The 16,597-nt window shown below is 69.2% G+C and carries 14 protein-coding genes; 10 read left to right on the plus strand and 4 right to left on the minus strand.

What is annotated here, in order from left to right; all coding sequences use genetic code 11:
* The first annotated feature begins 33 nt into the window (after positions 1-33).
* The gene (fusA, locus tag QFZ74_RS18585) at positions 34-2,160 is read left to right on the plus strand and encodes an elongation factor G (RefSeq protein ID WP_307621933.1); all 2,127 of its coding nucleotides are present in this window, start codon (positions 34-36) and stop codon (positions 2,158-2,160) included.
* Between the two features lie 168 nt (positions 2,161-2,328).
* The gene (tuf, locus tag QFZ74_RS18590) at positions 2,329-3,522 is read left to right on the plus strand and encodes an elongation factor Tu (protein ID WP_307621934.1); all 1,194 of its coding nucleotides are present in this window, start codon (positions 2,329-2,331) and stop codon (positions 3,520-3,522) included.
* Positions 3,523-3,623: 101 nt separating this feature from the next.
* On the opposite strand, the gene QFZ74_RS18595 is transcribed toward tuf, so the two are convergent.
* Positions 3,624-4,112 (minus strand): hypothetical protein, encoded by a 489-nt coding sequence (locus QFZ74_RS18595; RefSeq protein ID WP_307621935.1) that lies wholly within the window; start codon positions 4,110-4,112, stop codon positions 3,624-3,626.
* Positions 4,113-4,489: 377 nt separating this feature from the next.
* On the opposite strand from QFZ74_RS18595, the gene QFZ74_RS18600 reads away from it, so the two are divergent.
* On the plus strand, positions 4,490-5,332 hold the full coding sequence (locus tag QFZ74_RS18600; RefSeq protein WP_307621936.1) for a bifunctional 2-polyprenyl-6-hydroxyphenol methylase/3-demethylubiquinol 3-O-methyltransferase UbiG: 843 nt from the start codon (positions 4,490-4,492) through the stop codon (positions 5,330-5,332).
* A 71-nt stretch (positions 5,333-5,403) separates the two neighbouring features.
* Here QFZ74_RS18600 and QFZ74_RS18605 read toward each other — a convergent pair whose 3' ends face one another.
* A complete protein-coding gene (locus tag QFZ74_RS18605; protein ID WP_307621938.1) occupies positions 5,404-5,898 on the minus strand; it encodes a hypothetical protein in 495 nt (164 codons plus the stop codon).
* Positions 5,899-6,331: 433 nt separating this feature from the next.
* Between QFZ74_RS18605 and QFZ74_RS18610 the strand changes: the two genes are divergently transcribed.
* Entirely contained in the window at positions 6,332-7,798 is a 1,467-nt protein-coding gene (locus QFZ74_RS18610) for a sugar transferase (protein WP_373462407.1), read from the plus strand.
* On the opposite strand, the gene QFZ74_RS18615 is transcribed toward QFZ74_RS18610, so the two are convergent.
* Positions 7,792-8,778 (minus strand): GDP-L-fucose synthase, encoded by a 987-nt coding sequence (locus QFZ74_RS18615; RefSeq protein WP_307621940.1) that lies wholly within the window; start codon positions 8,776-8,778, stop codon positions 7,792-7,794. The two genes, QFZ74_RS18610 and QFZ74_RS18615, sit on opposite strands and share 7 nt — an antisense overlap.
* Positions 8,779-8,917: 139 nt before the next feature.
* On the opposite strand from QFZ74_RS18615, the gene QFZ74_RS18620 reads away from it, so the two are divergent.
* From QFZ74_RS18620 to QFZ74_RS18640, 5 genes are all read left to right on the plus strand, one after another.
* On the plus strand, positions 8,918-9,424 hold the full coding sequence (locus QFZ74_RS18620; RefSeq protein WP_307624193.1) for a putative colanic acid biosynthesis acetyltransferase: 507 nt from the start codon (positions 8,918-8,920) through the stop codon (positions 9,422-9,424).
* Positions 9,421-10,554: a glycosyltransferase gene (locus QFZ74_RS18625; protein WP_307621941.1), complete on the plus strand. Its 1,134-nt coding sequence runs from the start codon at positions 9,421-9,423 to the stop codon at positions 10,552-10,554. Before QFZ74_RS18620 ends, QFZ74_RS18625 begins: the two co-directional genes overlap by 4 nt.
* A gap of 109 nt (positions 10,555-10,663) precedes the next feature.
* Positions 10,664-11,890, plus strand: a complete 1,227-nt coding sequence (locus QFZ74_RS18630; protein ID WP_307621942.1) for a nucleotide sugar dehydrogenase — start codon at positions 10,664-10,666, stop codon at positions 11,888-11,890.
* A 63-nt stretch (positions 11,891-11,953) separates the two neighbouring features.
* The gene (locus QFZ74_RS18635; protein WP_307621943.1) at positions 11,954-12,976 is read left to right on the plus strand and encodes an NAD(P)-dependent oxidoreductase; all 1,023 of its coding nucleotides are present in this window, start codon (positions 11,954-11,956) and stop codon (positions 12,974-12,976) included.
* A gap of 2 nt (positions 12,977-12,978) precedes the next feature.
* Positions 12,979-13,683, plus strand: a complete 705-nt coding sequence (locus QFZ74_RS18640; protein ID WP_307621944.1) for a CDP-alcohol phosphatidyltransferase family protein — start codon at positions 12,979-12,981, stop codon at positions 13,681-13,683.
* A 74-nt stretch (positions 13,684-13,757) separates the two neighbouring features.
* On the opposite strand, the gene QFZ74_RS18645 is transcribed toward QFZ74_RS18640, so the two are convergent.
* Positions 13,758-14,996 carry a glycosyltransferase gene (locus tag QFZ74_RS18645; RefSeq protein WP_307621945.1) on the minus strand — a complete coding sequence of 413 codons (1,239 nt, stop codon included), beginning with the start codon at positions 14,994-14,996 and terminating at the stop codon, positions 13,758-13,760.
* 160 nt (positions 14,997-15,156) lie between these two features.
* Between QFZ74_RS18645 and QFZ74_RS18650 the strand changes: the two genes are divergently transcribed.
* Complete coding sequence (locus QFZ74_RS18650) at positions 15,157-16,587, plus strand: hypothetical protein (protein ID WP_307621946.1); 1,431 nt, start codon at positions 15,157-15,159, stop codon at positions 16,585-16,587.
* Positions 16,588-16,597 lie beyond the last annotated feature (10 nt).

Raw genomic sequence — 16,597 nt, forward strand, 5'->3', positions numbered from 1 at the left:
CCCACATCGAGACCGAGAGAAGACTGAAGCCTTATGGCTACCACTTCACTTGACCTGGCCAAGGTCCGCAACATCGGGATCATGGCCCACATCGACGCGGGCAAGACGACCACCACCGAGCGGATCCTCTTCTACACCGGCGTTTCGTACAAGATCGGTGAGGTCCACGACGGCGCTGCCACGATGGACTGGATGGAGCAGGAGCAGGAGCGTGGCATCACGATCACGTCTGCTGCGACCACCTGCCACTGGCCGCTCGAGGGCGACGACTACACCATCAACATCATCGACACCCCGGGGCACGTCGACTTCACCGTAGAGGTGGAGCGCTCCCTGCGCGTGCTCGACGGTGCCGTGACGGTGTTCGACGGTGTCGCCGGCGTTGAGCCGCAGTCCGAGACGGTGTGGCGTCAGGCCGACCGTTACGGCGTGCCGCGCATCTGCTTCGTCAACAAGCTGGACCGTACCGGCGCCGAGTTCCACCGCTGCGTGGACATGATCTCGGACCGCCTGGGCGCCCAGCCGCTCGTCATGCAGCTCCCCATCGGCGCTGAGGCCGACTTCAAGGGCGTCGTGGACCTGGTCCGCATGAAGGCGCTCGTGTGGTCCGCCGAGGCCGCCAAGGGCGAGATGTACGACACGGTCGACATCCCCGACACGCACGTCGAGGCTGCCGAGGAGTGGCGCGGCAAGCTGGTCGAGGCCGTCGCGGAGAACGACGAAGAGATCATGGAGCTCTTCCTCGAGGGCCAGGAGCCCACCGAGGAGCAGCTGTACGCCGCGATCCGTCGCATCACCATCGCGTCCGGCAAGTCCAGCGACACCACGGTCACCCCGGTGTTCTGCGGTACCGCGTTCAAGAACAAGGGCGTTCAGCCCCTGCTCGACGCGGTCGTGCGCTACCTGCCGACGCCGCTCGACGTCGAGGCCATCGAGGGCCACGACGTCAAGGACCCCGAGGTCGTCGTCACGCGCAAGCCGTCGGAGGAGGAGCCCCTCTCCGCGCTCGCGTTCAAGATCATGAGCGACCCGCACCTCGGCAAGCTCACCTTCGTCCGGGTCTACTCGGGCCGCCTGGAGTCCGGCACCTCGGTGCTGAACTCCGTCAAGGGCAAGAAGGAGCGCATCGGCAAGATCTACCGTATGCACGCCAACAAGCGTGAGGAGATCGAGTCGGTGGGCGCCGGTGACATCGTCGCCGTCATGGGCCTGAAGCAGACCACCACCGGTGAGACGCTGTCCGACGACAAGAACCCGGTCATCCTGGAGTCCATGGACTTCCCGGCGCCGGTCATTCAGGTCGCCATCGAGCCCAAGTCCAAGGGTGACCAGGAGAAGCTGGGTGTCGCCATCCAGCGTCTCGCGGAGGAGGACCCCTCCTTCCAGGTTCACTCGGACGAGGAGACCGGCCAGACCATCATCGGTGGTATGGGCGAGCTGCACCTCGAGGTGCTGGTCGACCGTATGCGCCGTGAGTTCAAGGTCGAGGCCAACGTCGGCAAGCCGCAGGTCGCGTACCGCGAGACGATCCGTCAGGCCGTCGAGCGCGTGGACTACACCCACAAGAAGCAGACCGGTGGTACCGGTCAGTTCGCCAAGGTGCAGATCGCGATCGAGCCCATCGAGGGCGGCGACGCCAGTTACGAGTTCGTGAACAAGGTCACCGGTGGCCGTATCCCGAAGGAGTACATCCCTTCGGTGGACGCCGGTGCGCAGGAGGCCATGCAGTTCGGCATCCTGGCCGGCTACGAGATGACGGGCGTCCGCGTCACGCTTCTCGACGGTGCCTACCACGAGGTCGACTCCTCCGAGCTCGCCTTCAAGATCGCCGGTTCGCAGGCCTTCAAGGAGGCCGCGCGCAAGGCCAAGCCCGTGCTGCTCGAGCCGATGATGGCCGTCGAGGTCACCACGCCCGAGGACTACATGGGTGAGGTCATCGGCGACATCAACTCCCGCCGTGGCCAGATCCAGGCCATGGAGGAGCGTCACGGTGCCCGCATCGTGAAGGGTCTCGTGCCCCTCTCGGAGATGTTCGGCTACGTCGGAGACCTCCGCAGCAAGACGTCGGGTCGCGCAAGCTACTCGATGCAGTTCGACTCCTACGCCGAGGTTCCGCGGAACGTCGCCGAGGAGATCATCGCGAAGGCCAAGGGCGAGTGACGCAGCGCGTTTAACGCACCGCGTAACCACGCTTTAGGCTTGACTCCGGAGCCTCGAGGGGCATTCAGCCGCAACACCGGATGAATGCCCCGGGTTCCGGGCTTTCCAGCAAAGATCACCTGGCGCCGATGAAGTAAGGCGTACAGAACCACTCCCAGGAGGACCCCAGTGGCGAAGGCGAAGTTCGAGCGGACTAAGCCGCACGTCAACATCGGCACCATCGGTCACATCGACCACGGTAAGACGACCCTCACGGCCGCCATTACCAAGGTGCTGCACGACGCGTACCCGGACCTGAACGAGGCCTCGGCCTTCGACCAGATCGACAAGGCTCCCGAGGAGCGCCAGCGCGGTATCACCATCTCGATCGCGCACGTCGAGTACCAGACCGAGACGCGTCACTACGCCCACGTCGACTGCCCCGGTCACGCGGACTACATCAAGAACATGATCACGGGTGCCGCGCAGATGGACGGCGCCATCCTCGTGGTCGCCGCCACCGACGGCCCGATGCCGCAGACCAAGGAGCACGTGCTCCTGGCCCGCCAGGTCGGCGTTCCGTACATCGTCGTCGCCCTGAACAAGGCCGACATGGTGGACGACGAGGAGATCCTGGAGCTCGTCGAGCTCGAGGTCCGTGAGCTCCTCTCCGAGTACGAGTTCCCGGGCGACGACGTCCCGGTCGTCAAGGTCTCGGCGCTCAAGGCGCTCGAGGGCGACGCCGAGTGGGGCCAGTCCGTCCTGGACCTGATGAAGGCCGTCGACGAGTCGATCCCGGAGCCGGAGCGCGACGTCGACAAGCCGTTCCTCATGCCGATCGAGGACGTCTTCACGATCACCGGTCGCGGTACGGTCGTCACCGGCCGTATCGAGCGTGGTGTCCTGAAGGTCAACGAGACCGTCGACATCATCGGCATCAAGCCGGAGAAGACCACCACCACGGTCACCGGCATCGAGATGTTCCGCAAGCTGCTCGACGAGGGCCAGGCCGGTGAGAACGTCGGTCTGCTCCTCCGTGGCATCAAGCGCGAGGACGTCGAGCGCGGCCAGGTCATCATCAAGCCGGGTTCGGTCACGCCGCACACCGACTTCGAGGCCCAGGCCTACATCCTGTCCAAGGACGAGGGTGGCCGCCACACGCCGTTCTTCAACAACTACCGTCCGCAGTTCTACTTCCGTACGACGGACGTGACGGGCGTTGTGACCCTCCCCGAGGGCACCGAGATGGTCATGCCGGGCGACAACACCGAGATGAAGGTGGAGCTCATCCAGCCCATCGCCATGGAGGAGGGCCTGAAGTTCGCCATCCGTGAGGGTGGTCGCACGGTGGGCGCCGGCCAGGTCACCAAGATCACCAAGTGAGCCTAGCTCTCTTGACGGTCTGACCCTCTGGGTCGACTGACCTGAAGAGGCCCGTACGACATCTGTCGTACGGGCCTCTTCGCGTTCCTGCTCCGGTGTTGTCAGGTGCCGGTGCCGTTGTACGGGCTGTTGATGAGGCAGAAGTCGATGCCTGTGAGGTCGTAGTACCCGGGTACGGAGACCCCGCTCGGGGCGTGGAGAAGCCCGTCCTGCGTAATGCCGTTGGGGAAGCCGGTGGTCGAGTCGTACCTGTACCGGTTGGCGCTGGGAGCGCTGTGGACGATGACCTGACGTGCGGCGATGGATCCGTCGATCGAGAAGGCGAACGTCTGGTTCGGGGGATCGGTGACGTCGAGGGTGATATGCCCGACATCGAAGACGTCGTACGTGTTGTGGCCGGTCGGTACGCCGCCGCTCAGCGAGAACTCGATGTCGGTGTCGTCGGGGCAGACGGCCTCGTTGCTCACTTCCTCGGGCTGCACGTTGTTGGTGCTCGGGGCTCCCGCGTCGGCCGACGCGGGGCTGGCGGTGAAGCCGACCGCCAGTGCCGCGGTCAGGCCGGCGCCGAGCAGCCGGGCTCCCCATCTCACGCGGCGCGACTGTGTCCTTGCTCGGGTGGCTCCTCGCATGGCGAGCACTCCTTCTTTCGTCGTTCTGTGGGTCTCTGGGTGCTCCGGGTGTGCCGGACGGTGCCCTCGCGGGCATCGCTGCCGTTGGCCGCGGCCGATTCAGTTCGAGTCGTGAACACGCGTCCGCATTCAGGCTTCCTCACATTTGCACGGCCGGAGCGCCTTCGCGCTGTACGGCTCCCTGTTCCTGGGCCGTTGGGATTTCATTGACGGCCGGAAAGGTGAAGCGGACGGCCGGGCTTGGGTGTTCGCGGCCGAATGGGCGTAGTGCTGAATACGCGCCATTACGATGCGCAATTGTCAGCCGTTCCGACAGCACCGAATGAGGTACCGCACCGATGCAGGGGTACATCGAGGTCGACGCAGAGATGGAACGCGCGATGGCCCGGGTCACCGAGGCCTTTCCGTTCCCGGGGTATTTCGATCCGGCGGTGTCCGGACACGTCTCCATCGCCCGGACCGTCCAGCGGTTCCTGAAGCCGGGGTCGCGGATCCTGGACTTCGGGGCGGGCCCGGCCGACAAGACCGCGGTGCTCGCGGCGCTCGGCTACCAGTGCACGGCCGTCGACGACCTCCAGGACGAGTGGCACAAGCGGGGCGGCGCCCGCCGGTCGATCCTCGACTTCGCGGAGCGGATGGGCATCGAGTACCTCCCGCTCGACGGCGGCCCGCTGCCCAGCACCGGCAAGTTCGACCTGGTGATGCTGCACGACGTACTGGAGCACCTGCACGACTCGCCGCGCGATCTGCTGAACGGCCTGCTGGAGCGGGTCCGCGACGGGGGCTATCTGTTCGTCACCGTGCCCAACCACGTCAACCTGCGCAAGCGCCTCGACGTCCTGCGCGGCCGGACCAGTCACCCGCAGTTCGAGCTGTACTACTGGTACCCCGGCAGCTGGCGCGGCCATGTGCGGGAGTACACCGAGGGCGACTGCCGGGCGCTGGCCAAGGCACTGGGGCTGAGGGTGCGGGAGGTGCGCGGCGCCCACCACATGCTCTGCAAGGTGCCGCCCCGGTTCCGGCGCGCGTATCTGGCCGTGAGCCGGTTCATCCCGTCGACCAGGGACACGTGGTCGATGGTCGCGCAGAAGCCACCGGGGTGGGTGGCGAAGGGGGAGCTGGACGACTCGGAGTTCCGTCAGCTGACGGGGCTGAAGTCCTGGGGCGAGCTGGCTCACTGAGCCTGGAATGCGGAGTGGGGCCCGGGACGGATGTCCCGGGCCCCACATCTGTGCCGTGGGGTCAGCTTCGCTCAGCTGCCGTTGGACGGAAGGAAGCAGAAGGTGACCTGGCTGATCGCGGGCTGGTTTCCACCCATGTTGAGCGGAGCGATGAGGTTCTGGTCACTCGCAATGCCGTTGGGCCGGTAGTCGTAGAGGTTGGCGTTGTTCCCGCCCTTGACGAGCACCGCACCGGCGACGAGGTCACCGCTGAAGTTGAAGTCCTCCAGGGTGAGCGCGCCGCCCTGCTCCTCGCTGAAGTCGACGTCGAGAGTTCCGGTCAGCGTCCCGTCGTCGCTGGTGATCGGAATGCCCGTCGCGTCCTGGGGGGCCACGTCGATGTCGCCCACGAAGCCGTTGATGTCGTCGCACGTCGGGTTCCCCGGGACGACGACGGGGTCCACCACGGCCCGCTGCTGGGCCGCCGCGGGGCCGGCGAAGCCGAGCGCCAGCGCCGTGGTCAGGCCGAGGCCGACCGCAGCCAGCTTCGCTCCCCTGGACCTTGTCTTTCGAGTGGCTACTCGCATTACGAGTGCTCCTTCTTTCTTCTGGGTCTACCGGGCCCTGGATTCTGGGCGTACCGGGAAGTAGCCCACGCGGACGCTCGCGCCTTTTCCTCTGGCAGTTCGAGTTTTGAACATCCGTCCATCACTGGGCATTTCGACGCTTGCACGGTCGGAGCGCTTTAGCGCGTCTTGACTCATCATTCCTCGGCCATTCGGACTTTATTAAGGGCCGGAAAGGTGACATGCAGACCGGGCCGGGCGGTCCTGAGGGTGTCGAGCCTGACGAACCGTCAGGTATGTCGTCGGTCAACTGCCGTGCTCCGAAAGGGCCGTCGCGAGGGTCCGCCCAGTGCGAAATCACGAATGTAGGACATGTATATGTAAAAGGTGATATACACGTCGCATCGGGCCATCGGGCCATCGGGCCACCAGGTCGGGTTCACAGGGGAGAACCATGCGGCAGTCCACCAGCGGGGCGTCACGGCAGGCGGTATCCCTCGCGCCGGGCCGTGCGCCCTCGCGGTCAGGCCCGTGGGCCGGGCGACACGTGCCGGTCGCGGTCTGTGCCGACATCGCCGGAGTGGCCCTGCCGACCGCGGTGACGTTCCGGCTGATGGGCGAGCCCCACGGCGTACACCGCGCAGTCGTCATTGCCCTCGTCTGGCTGCTCGTACGCGTCGCCGCCAGGCGGTACGCCGCCTGGACCTGGGACGAAGGCGCCCCCGTCGGCCCGGTCGTCCGGGACTGGCTCGTGCTGTTCGGCGCGCTGGCCGCGCTGCACGCCGTGAGCGGTCTGGGGGGCACACCCGCCCTCGCCGCACTGTGCCCGGCGCTGTTCGTCACCGCGCTCTGCCGCAAGGCGGTCCATCACCGTCTGCTCGCAGCACGCCGTAACGCCCGGGCGCTCCGCCGCGTCCTCGTCATCGGCGAGGCCGGGACGGTGGACGCCGTGGTCGGGCAGCTGGCCGAACGCACGGACCACGGGTACGTGGTGGTCGGCGCGTGTGCCGTGGGGGAGGGCGAGGTGTTGTCCGGCGTACGGGTCTGCGCTCGGCTCGCGGACGCCGAGCCGGACGGGCTCGACGGGGACGCCGTCCCCGTACGGGACGCGGCCGAGACGCTCAACGCCGACCTGGTCTTCGTGGCCACGAGCCGCCACATGTCGGGCACCAGGCTCCGCCGGCTCTCCTGGGCGCTGCACGACCAGGGCTGCTCACTGATGGTGCTGCCCGGCATCACCGAGGTGGCCCGGCGCCGGGTCCGCCTCACCTCGGCGGCCGGGCTGACCATGCTGCACATCGCCCCGCCCACCCGCGGCGGCCTGCCGGCGCTGCTCAAGGACGCCACGGACCGCGCGGGCGCGCTCCTGCTCCTGCTGGTGCTGGCCCCGCTGTGCGCGCTGCTGGCGCTCGCCGTGCGCGTCGGTTCACGCGGGCCCGTCCTCTACCGCCAGACGCGGGTCGGGCGGAACGGTGCGCCCTTCCCCATGTGGAAGTTCCGCACCATGGTCGCGGACGCGGACCGGATGAAGAGCGACCTGGCGGCGGCGAACGAGCACGACGGGCTGATGTTCAAGATGCGCCAGGACCCGCGGGTCACCCCGGTCGGCCGCCTGCTGCGCCGCTACTCGCTGGACGAGCTCCCCCAGCTGGTCAACGTGCTGCTCGGTCACATGTCGCTGGTCGGCCCGCGTCCGCCGCTGCCCGAGGAGGTGGCCCGGTACGACGACGTGGAAATGCGCCGGCTGGCCGTCAGGCCCGGCCTCACCGGTCTCTGGCAGGTGAGCGGACGGTCGGACCTGACCTGGCACGAGACCGTCTCCCTCGACCTGCGGTACGTGGACAACTGGTCGTGGTCCTGGGACGTGGCGGTCATGGCCCGCACCGTCCGCGCCGTCCTGGACGGCCGCGGCGCCTACTGAGCCTCGACGAGCGGGCGGGATGCCGCCGCCCCGGACTCCTCCGCCTCCCGCCAGGACGCGTACGTCGAGGCGATCCCCTTCCGCAGGGCGATCCGCGGCCTCCAGCCGAGCTCGGTCATGAGGGAGACGTCCAGCAGCTTGCGCGGGGTCCCGTCCGGCTTGGTGGTGTCGAAGGTGATGCGGCCCTCGTAGCCGACGACCTCCCCGACGATCCTCGCCAGTTCGCGGATCGTGAGGTCCTCGCCGCAGCCGACGTTCACCGGCAGGCTGCCGTCGTACCGGCGCAGCAGGGTCACGCACGCGGCGGCGAGGTCGTCGACGTGCAGGAACTCGCGGCGCGGTGTGCCGCTTCCCCACAGGACCACCTCCTCGAGCCCGTCCCGGCGCGCTTCGTGGAAGCGGCGGACGAGCGCGGGGAGCACGTGCGAGGACTCGGGGTCGAAGTTGTCGCCGGGGCCGTAGAGATTGGTCGGCATGGCGCAGACGTACGAGGCGTCGTACTGGCGCCGGTAGGACTGCACCTGGACGATGCCCGCGATCTTGGCGAGGGCGTACGGCTGGTTCGTCGGCTCCAGGGGGCCGGTGAGCAGGGACTCCTCCCGGATCGGCTGGGGTGCGAGCCGGGGGTAGATGCAGGACGACCCCAGGAACAGCAGCCGCCGCACCCCGGCGGAGTACGCCCCGGAGATCACGCTCAGCTGGATGCGGAGGTTGTCCTCCAGGAACTGCACCGGATAGGTGCTGTTGGCCATGATGCCGCCCACCCTGGCCGCGGCCAGGACGACGGCGTCGGGGCGGGCGTCGCGCAGAAAGGCGGCGGTGGCGGCCGGATCGCGGAGGTCCAGTTCGGTCCGGGTCCGGGTGAGGACCTCGTACCCGTCGGCCGTCAGGCGGCGGACCACCGCGGAGCCGACGAGTCCACGGTGACCGGCGACGTACACCCGGGCCGGCGGGGGGAGTAGATCTTCCATGCGGGGCATTTTGCATCAAACACCCACAGATATGGCGATTTCTGCGCTCGCATCGCGGAAACTCGCACGGGTGAGAACTCCTGCGCGCACAGCCGCAGCCCCGCTCGGCCCGCTTGCCCCGGAGAGCGCCTCCGGGGCACGGCGCTCCTTGCGCGGTTTCACGGGGGCCGGTTACGACAAGGGGCGGCCCCTGCTCGTCCAGGCGACCTGGTTCGCCGTCCTGCACCTCGTCTTCGTCCAGTGGTGGTTCCCGGCCCGCTGGCGCCCGGTGCTGCTGCGGGCCTTCGGCGCGCGGATCGGGGAGCGGGTGCTGATCCGGCACCGGGTGCGGGTGCACTGGCCCTGGCGGCTGGACGTCGGCGATGACGTGTGGATCGGCGAGGGCGCCTGGCTGCTGAACCTGGAGCCCATCACCCTCGGCAGCGACGTGTGCGTCTCGCAGGAGGCGCTGCTGTGCACGGGCAGCCACCAACGGCGCAGTCGCACCTTCGAGTTCGACAACGGGCCGATCCGCATCGAGCCCGGTGCCTGGGTCGCCGCACGGGCCGTCGTCCTGCGCGGCGTCACCGTCGGTGCCGGGGCGGTCGTGGGCGCCGCGGCCGTCGCCCGCCGTGACGTCGCGCCCGGCGAGGTCGTCACGGAGGGCGGGGCATGAGGCTCGTCCATGTGGTGACGCTCGTCAGCGACGACGGCGCGTACGGCGGCCCGACCAGCGTGGCAACCGGGCAGCTGGAGGAGTGCGCCGCCCGGGGCCACGACGTCACCCTCGTGTCCCTGTGGCGGGGCCGCTCCCCGGCGCCGCCCCGCATCGGCGCGGTCCCGCTGCGCACGCGCCCGGCGCGCTCCCTGCTCCCGGGACGGTTCACCGGGCTCATGCACCCGCTGCTCGTCCGCGACCTGTGGCGGGCCGTCGGCGACGCCGACATGGTGCACGTCCACGCCGGGCGCGACCTCGTCTCCCTCACCGCGCTCGCCGTCGCCGTGCTGCGCCGCGCGCGGTTCGTGGTGCAGACGCACGGCATGGTCGAGCCGCGTCACGCGGCCGCCGTCCGCCTCTTCGACCGCCTCTACGTGCCGCTGCTGCGCCGGGCCCGCGGCTGCCTGGTGCTCACCGAGCGCGAGCGGCGCGCCCTGGCCGAGGTCGTCGGCCCGGACGGTCCGCCGCTGCTGACGCTGCCCAACGGGGTACGGCCGCGGTCCGACGGCGCCGCGGAGCACGGCCCGCGGGAGCCGGAGGTGCTCTTCCTCGCCCGGCTGCACCCGCGCAAGCGCCCCGAGGCCTTCGTCGAGATGGCCGCCCTGGTCCACGAGAAGGAACCCGAGGCGCGCTTCACCCTGCACGGCGCCGACGAGGGCTCGCTCGGGGAGGTGCGCCGGATCGTCGCCGAGCACGGGCTGGAGGGCGTCGTCACCTACGGCGGCGCGCTGGAGCACGCCGAGGCGGTACGGACGTACGCGCGCGCGGCCGTCTACGTACTCCCGGCCGTGGACGAGCCGTTCGGGATGACCCTGATCGAGGCCATGGCCGCGGGCACCCCCGTGGTGTGCACCGACGGCTGCGCCATCGCCGGCGAGCTGGCCCGGCGGGACGCGGCCGTGGTCACCGACGGCAGCCCGCGCGAGCTCGCCGACGCGGTGTGCGCGCTGCTGGCCGACGAGCGGCGGCGCACCGCCCTCGCGCGGGCCGGCCGGCGCGTCGTCGAGGAGACCTTTTCCCTTTCCGCGGTGACCGGCCGACTGGAGGAGATCTACCGGCGTATCGGTCGCGTCGGCTGTCCGGAGTAACTGTGCCGTGCGGCATGTTTCCGAAATCCGTATCTCCCGAAAAGCCTTGTACCGTTCCATCGTTGTCCGCCCGCCACCGATGACCTAGCGACGGAGATGAGTTCTGCGCATGAACGAGCAGTTGTGTGGCGACCCGGAAAACAACCGGCCTGTCGCGGATGTGGTCGTCATCGGAGGATGCGGCCGGGTGGGACTTCCACTCGGAATCGCGCTCGCCGCCCGCGGAATGCTTTCGGTGACGCTCTACGACATCGACGCGGCGGCCGTCGAGAAGGTCAATCGCGGAGAGCTTCCGTTCCTCGAGAAGGGAGCCGCCGAACCGCTGCGCGCGAGCGTGCGCGACGGGCTGCTGCGCGCCACGACCGACGGCGCGAGCGTCGCCACGACGGACAACCTGATCGTCGTGGTGGGCACGCCCGTGGACGAGCACCTCAACCCCGACCTCGGCGCCGTCCCCCGGGCGCTGGAGCGCTGCGCGGAGCACCTGCGCGACGGCCAGCTCGTCATGCTCAGGAGCACCGTGCACCCCGGGGTCACCGCCCTGACCGAGCGCCTGCTGGAGCGGCTCGGCAAGAGTGTCGACGTGGCCTTCTGCCCGGAGCGGATCGCCGAGGGCGCCGCCATGACCGAGCTGTTCGAGCTGCCCCAGCTGGTGGCGGCGCGCTCGCAGCGGGCCGGCGACCGGGCGGAGAAGTTCTTCCGCACCCTCACGGACAAGATCGTCCGGGTGGAGCCGGAGGAGGCCGAGCTCGCCAAGCTCTTCGCCAACACCTGGCGCTACATCAAGTTCGCGACCGTCAACCAGTTCTGGATGATGGCGAACGATTTCGGCCTCGACTTCGAGCGCATCCGCCAGGCGATCACGTACGAATACCCGCGCGCCGCCGACATGCCGGGCGCGGGATTCGCGGCCGGGCCCTGCCTCCTCAAGGACACGCTTCAACTGGCGGCGTTCACCGGGAACAATTTCGTGCTCGGGCACGCGGCCATGCTCGTCAACGAAGGTCTGCCGCTCTATCTCGTATCGCGTCTGGAACGCAGATTCACGCTCGCGGAGACGCGGGTCGGCGTGCTCGGCATGGGATTCAAGGCCGGCAGCGACGACGTACGGGAAAGCCTGTCGTTCAAGCTGCGCCGCATTCTGATGGCCAAGGCGCGGGAGACCCTCTGTACCGACCCGTACGTCAGCGACGCGCGCTTGGTGGAACTGAGCGAGGTCATGGACCGGGCCGACGTCCTGGTCATCGCCACACCGCACCGTGAGTACCGGGATCTCGCCACGGAGAAACCGGTCATCGACCTCTGGGGCATCAGCGGACGAGGCGTCCGGGTCTGACCAGCAGCAGTACGGCGAACGCCATCCCGCAATCCGCACCAGCCCGCACCAGAAAGGTCCCCCGTGAAGGTTCTCGTCACCGGCGCGTCCGGTCTGATCGGCAGTTACCTCGTCCGGGAGCTGCTCCACCAGGGCCACACCGTGGTGGGCCTGGACAACTTCTCCAAGTACGGCGAGGCCCGCCGCAGCACGGTCCAGGATCCGGCTTACCGGCTGGTCGAGGGAGACGCCCGCGACACCGACCTGCTCGCCGGCCTGCTGGCCGACTGCGATCACTTCGTCGCCGGGGCGGCCATGATCGGCGGCATCTCCTACTTCCACACCTACGCCTACGACCTCCTCGCGACCAACGAGCGGATCACCGCCGCCGCCTGCGACGCGGCGATCCGGGTCCACGGCGAGGGCCCGCTGCGGAAGGTGACGTACCTCAGCTCCTCGATGGTGTACGAGAACACCGACACCTGGCCGTCACGGGAGGGCGACGAGCGGCGCATCCCGCCGCCCTCGTCCTCGTACGGCTTCCAGAAGCTCGCGGTGGAGTACTTCGCGCGGGCGGCGTACGACCAGTACGGGCTCCCGTTCACCATCGTGCGGCCGTTCAACTGCGTGGACGTCGGCGAGGAGCGGACGGTCGGGCAGAGCGAGGAGCGCTCCGGCGACCTCAAGATCAGCATGTCGCACGTCGTCCCCGACCTGGTGCAGAAGGTACTGAAGGGGCAGGATCCGCTGCACATCCTCGGCAGCGGCGCCCAGGTGCGGCACTTCACCTACGGCGGAGACCTGGCCCGCGGCATCTGCGCGGCGATCTTCCACCCGGCCGCGCTCAACGAGGACTTCAATCTGGCGAGCGCCGAGCCGACGACCGTGCTGGAGCTGGCGGAGCGGATCTGGCACAAGATCAAGGGGCCCGACGAGCCGTTCCGGCACACCACCGACCTGCCCTTCGAGCACGATGTCCAGCGTCGGACCCCCGATGTCTCCAAGGCCAGGGACGTCCTCGGCTTCACCGCGACGACCACGCTGGACGAGATCCTCGACAAGGTCGTCCCGTGGGTGCGCCGGGCGATCGCCGAAGGCCGGCTCTGAGCATGGATTTCTCCAGCGCACTGAAGCAGCTCGCCCAGGTGCAGAAGCCGGCCCGCGGAGCGCCCGTCTACGCACGGTTCGTCAATCGGCCGGCCGGCCGGGTGCTCGCGGCAACGGCGCACCGCATCGGGCTCTCGCCCAACCAGGTCACCGCGGCCAGTGCGCTGTTCACGTTCACGGCCATCGCCGCGACCGCGCTCTTCCCCCCCACCGCTGCGCTCGGCCCCTGGGTCACCCTCGCCCTGCTCTTCGGCTTCGCGCTCGACTCCGCGGACGGGCAGCTCGCCCGGCTGCACCGCTCGGCCAGCCCGTCGGGGGAGTGGACGGACCATGTGGTCGACTGCGCCAAGCTCCTCGGCATCCACGCCGCGCTGCTGATCTCCTTCTACCGCCACTTCGACCTGCCGCTCCCCACGCTGCTGCTCGCCCCGGTCGGCTTCCAGTTCGCCGCCGTCGTGCTGTTCTTCGGCGGCACCCTGAAGGACCAGCTGAGGCGGCAGGCGGCCGATGCGCCCACCGGTCCCGCGGCGTCTCCCTCTGCCGTGCGGGGCATCGCGCTGCTCCCCGTGGACTACGGGCTGCTGTGCCTGATCTTCCTGTTCCTGGGGAACCACCAGCTCTTCCTCACGCTGTACCTGGCGCTGCTCGCGGCCCACGTGGTGCTGGTGCCGGCCTGCCTCGCCAAGTGGTTCCGCGAGCTCGCCTGACACCTCGTACGTACCGAGACGGCCCGCCGATGCGTCGGCGGGCCGTCTCCGTTTCTTCGCTTCTCGTCACCCTGTCACCGGCTCAGCGCCTCGGCCAGCATCGCGGTGATCCGGCCCAACCCCGCCTGAGGGCTGAGCCGTTCGCTTACGTACGTCGGTCCGTGCGCGCCGAGCGCGTCCGACCGGGCGGGGTCCCGCATCAGTTCCGCGACCGCCCCGTGCAGGGCCTCGGGGTCCTCGGCGCGTACGACGACTCCGGCGCCTGAGCGTCGTACCTCTTCGGCCGTGCCGCCCTGCGGCGCCACCGAGGCCACGACGGGACGTCCGCTCGCGAAGTACGACGTCAGCTTCGAGGGCAGGCTCATGTCGAGCACGGACGCCCGCTGGGTCACAGCGAGGGCGTCCGCCGCGGCCAGTACGTCGGGGAAGTCCGCGTCGGAAGCGGGCGGCAGGAAGCCGAAGTTGGGCAGTCCGGCGGCGAGGCGCTCCAGGTGCGTACGACAACTGCCGTCGCCCATGAGGACGATGCGCAGGCGCGAGGTGGCACGGGCCGCGAGGCGAGCGGTCTCGACCAGCACCTCCAGGCCCTGCTTCAGCCCCATGTTGCCCGAGTGCAGCAGCACGAACTGCCCTTCGTCCCAGCCGAGTCGAGCCCGTACCGCCCGACGGTCGCCGGTCGGGGGCGTCACGTGGGTCCAGTTGGGTACGACCCTGACGCGCGGTCCCGGGACGCCCATCGCGGTGACGCGGCCCACGAACGTCTCGTGCACGACGCCGACCAGCGCGGCCGTGCGCAGGATCCTCGACTCCACCCCGGCCACCAGCGACGCCACATGGCCGCCGCCCCGGATCCCGCTCTGCGCGGCGGCCGCGCCCATGAGGTCCTGCACCACGACGACGTGCGGCACCCGGTGGCGCCGGGCGATCCGGCCCGCGATCACGCCGCCCGCGAGCGTGGGGATCTGGCTCAGCACCAGGTCGGGCCGAGCGGCCGGCGGCCGGATCGAGCCGTGGGCGAGGAAGCCGGCCTCGTAGGCCGCCCTGAGCAGTGCGGTCTGGCGGGTGGGGACGAAGCTGCGGCGGCGATGGACCCGTACTCCCTTTCGGCGCTCCACCATGCGCCAGCGGCCCCGGTAGTCGTCGTGCACCCGCCAGCCCGGATAGTGCGGCATTCCCGCCAGCACGTCGACCTCGGCGCCGCAGGCGGCGAGGTGTTCCGCGGTCAGGGTCGAGTAGGGCGCGATTCCCGCGTGTTCGGGTGCGTAGTTGGTCGACACGAGGAGGACGCGTCGACCCGCGAACATATCAGTCATATAAGGAAAATACGACACAAATACTTGAATTCCCCGAGAGAAACGCCCTTCGATTTCGACATTTATGTCTGTTAAGCGAGATATAAATCGGTCACTACAGATTCATTCCGTTTCTGGATTCGATGAGGCGATGCAGGTGCGGGACGGTCAGGTCCGGTGCATGGCTGCCGTGTGGGTCTGGGCCCTGGCGCTCCTCCTCCTTCTGCCGGGTCTGGTTCTGCAGACCCCCGACACGCGCTTCGGGGTGGTCCTCGCCGCGCAGTGCGTCGTCGTGGCGCACGCCGGCGGCGCGCTGACCCGCGTGCTCACCGATACCTCGGTACGGCTCGTCGCCCTGGGTTTCTGGCTCTTCGCCTACGTCTGGCTCGGGCTGGCACCGCTCGCCATGCTCGCCACCGACAGCTACCCCCTCGGCTATCGCACCGGTGCCACCACCGCGCTCGCCGCCGTCGCCCTGACCGAACTCGGACTCCTCGCCTACAGCGCGGGGAGTGTCCTCGCGGCCCGGCGTACGGGCGGCCGGTCGGCCGTCCTCGAACCGCTGCTGTCGCGCAGGATCCCACCCCTGCCGGTCCTGCTGCTGTGCGTGCTGGCGCTCGTCCTCGCGGTCGTGCTGATCCCCCAGCAGGAGGGCGGCTGGCACGCCTTCTTCGTCAGCAGGCAGGCCGTACGGCAGTCCGGCGCAGCGTCGGACGTGACGCGCGTGATGCGCGTCTGGGCTCTCTCCGTCCCCGCCTTCTGGGGTCTGGTCGGCCTCGTCCTTCTGGCCCGCTGGGCCAAGGGCGACCCGTGGCTGCGCCGGATCCGCTGGGCGCTGCTGCCGCTCCTCGTCACCGTCAACGTGGTCGTCAACAACCCGATCAGCAGGCCGCGTTTCTGGGCCGGGACCGTCCTCGCGGTCCTGCTGTTCTGCTGGCCCCGGTTCAACAACCCGCGCGCCTTCCGCATCACCGCCGGGGCTCTCACGGTCGTCCTGCTGCTGGTCTTTCCGTACGCCGACTACTTCCGCTACGACAAGCGGGAGGCCGTCCATGTGGTGTCGGTGACGGAACAGCTCAGCACGAACATGGACTACGACGCCTTCCAGCAGATGCAGACCGGCATCGACGCCGCCAGGGAAACCGGACTGTCGCCGTCGTCCGCACTCGGCGTGGCCCTGTTCATGGTGCCGCGCTCCATCTGGGCCGACAAACCCGACGACACAGCCATCAAGCTCGCCCGGTACGCGGGCTACAAGTTCGACAACCTCTCGGCGCCGATGTGGATCGAGAGCTACCTGTGGGGCGGTCCGCCCTGTGTGATCGCCGTCTTCTGTCTGATGGGCGCGGCCGGACGCCGTATGGACGACATCCGGGAACGGCTGCGGGCCAAGGGGGCGGTCACGCTGGCCGTCCCGCTGGTCCCGGCCTTCGCCTTCTACCAGCTGATCCTCCTGCGCGGCAGCCTCATGGCGATCACCGGCCCGCTGCTGATGCTCATGACCGTTCCGCTGTTCATCACCGTCCGAGCCGCGCGTGCCGCCCGCTCGTCCCGGCGTCCCGCGTCGGCGCAGCCGCCCGCGACCGCGGGCCACGCACCCCTTCCCGGATAAGGAGAGGCAT

This window comes from Streptomyces sp. V3I7 (assembly GCF_030817495.1).
Taxonomy (GTDB): domain Bacteria; phylum Actinomycetota; class Actinomycetes; order Streptomycetales; family Streptomycetaceae; genus Streptomyces.

What these genes read in the sequence shown, in the direction of transcription:
- fusA (WP_307621933.1), top strand. Translation starts at nt 34, where the DNA reads ATGGCTACCACTTCACTTGACCTGGCCAAGGTCCGCAACATCGGGATC.
- QFZ74_RS18600 (WP_307621936.1), top strand. Translation starts at nt 4,490, where the DNA reads ATGCAGGGGTACATCGAGGTCGACGCAGAGATGGAACGCGCGATGGCC.
- QFZ74_RS18605 (WP_307621938.1), bottom strand. Translation starts at nt 5,898, where the DNA reads ATGCGAGTAGCCACTCGAAAGACAAGGTCCAGGGGAGCGAAGCTGGCT.
- QFZ74_RS18610 (WP_373462407.1), top strand. Translation starts at nt 6,332, where the DNA reads ATGCGGCAGTCCACCAGCGGGGCGTCACGGCAGGCGGTATCCCTCGCG.
- QFZ74_RS18615 (WP_307621940.1), bottom strand. Translation starts at nt 8,778, where the DNA reads ATGCCCCGCATGGAAGATCTACTCCCCCCGCCGGCCCGGGTGTACGTC.
- QFZ74_RS18625 (WP_307621941.1), top strand. Translation starts at nt 9,421, where the DNA reads ATGAGGCTCGTCCATGTGGTGACGCTCGTCAGCGACGACGGCGCGTAC.
- QFZ74_RS18630 (WP_307621942.1), top strand. Translation starts at nt 10,664, where the DNA reads ATGAACGAGCAGTTGTGTGGCGACCCGGAAAACAACCGGCCTGTCGCG.
- QFZ74_RS18640 (WP_307621944.1), top strand. Translation starts at nt 12,979, where the DNA reads ATGGATTTCTCCAGCGCACTGAAGCAGCTCGCCCAGGTGCAGAAGCCG.
- QFZ74_RS18645 (WP_307621945.1), bottom strand. Translation starts at nt 14,996, where the DNA reads ATGACTGATATGTTCGCGGGTCGACGCGTCCTCCTCGTGTCGACCAAC.
- QFZ74_RS18650 (WP_307621946.1), top strand. Translation starts at nt 15,157, where the DNA reads ATGGCTGCCGTGTGGGTCTGGGCCCTGGCGCTCCTCCTCCTTCTGCCG.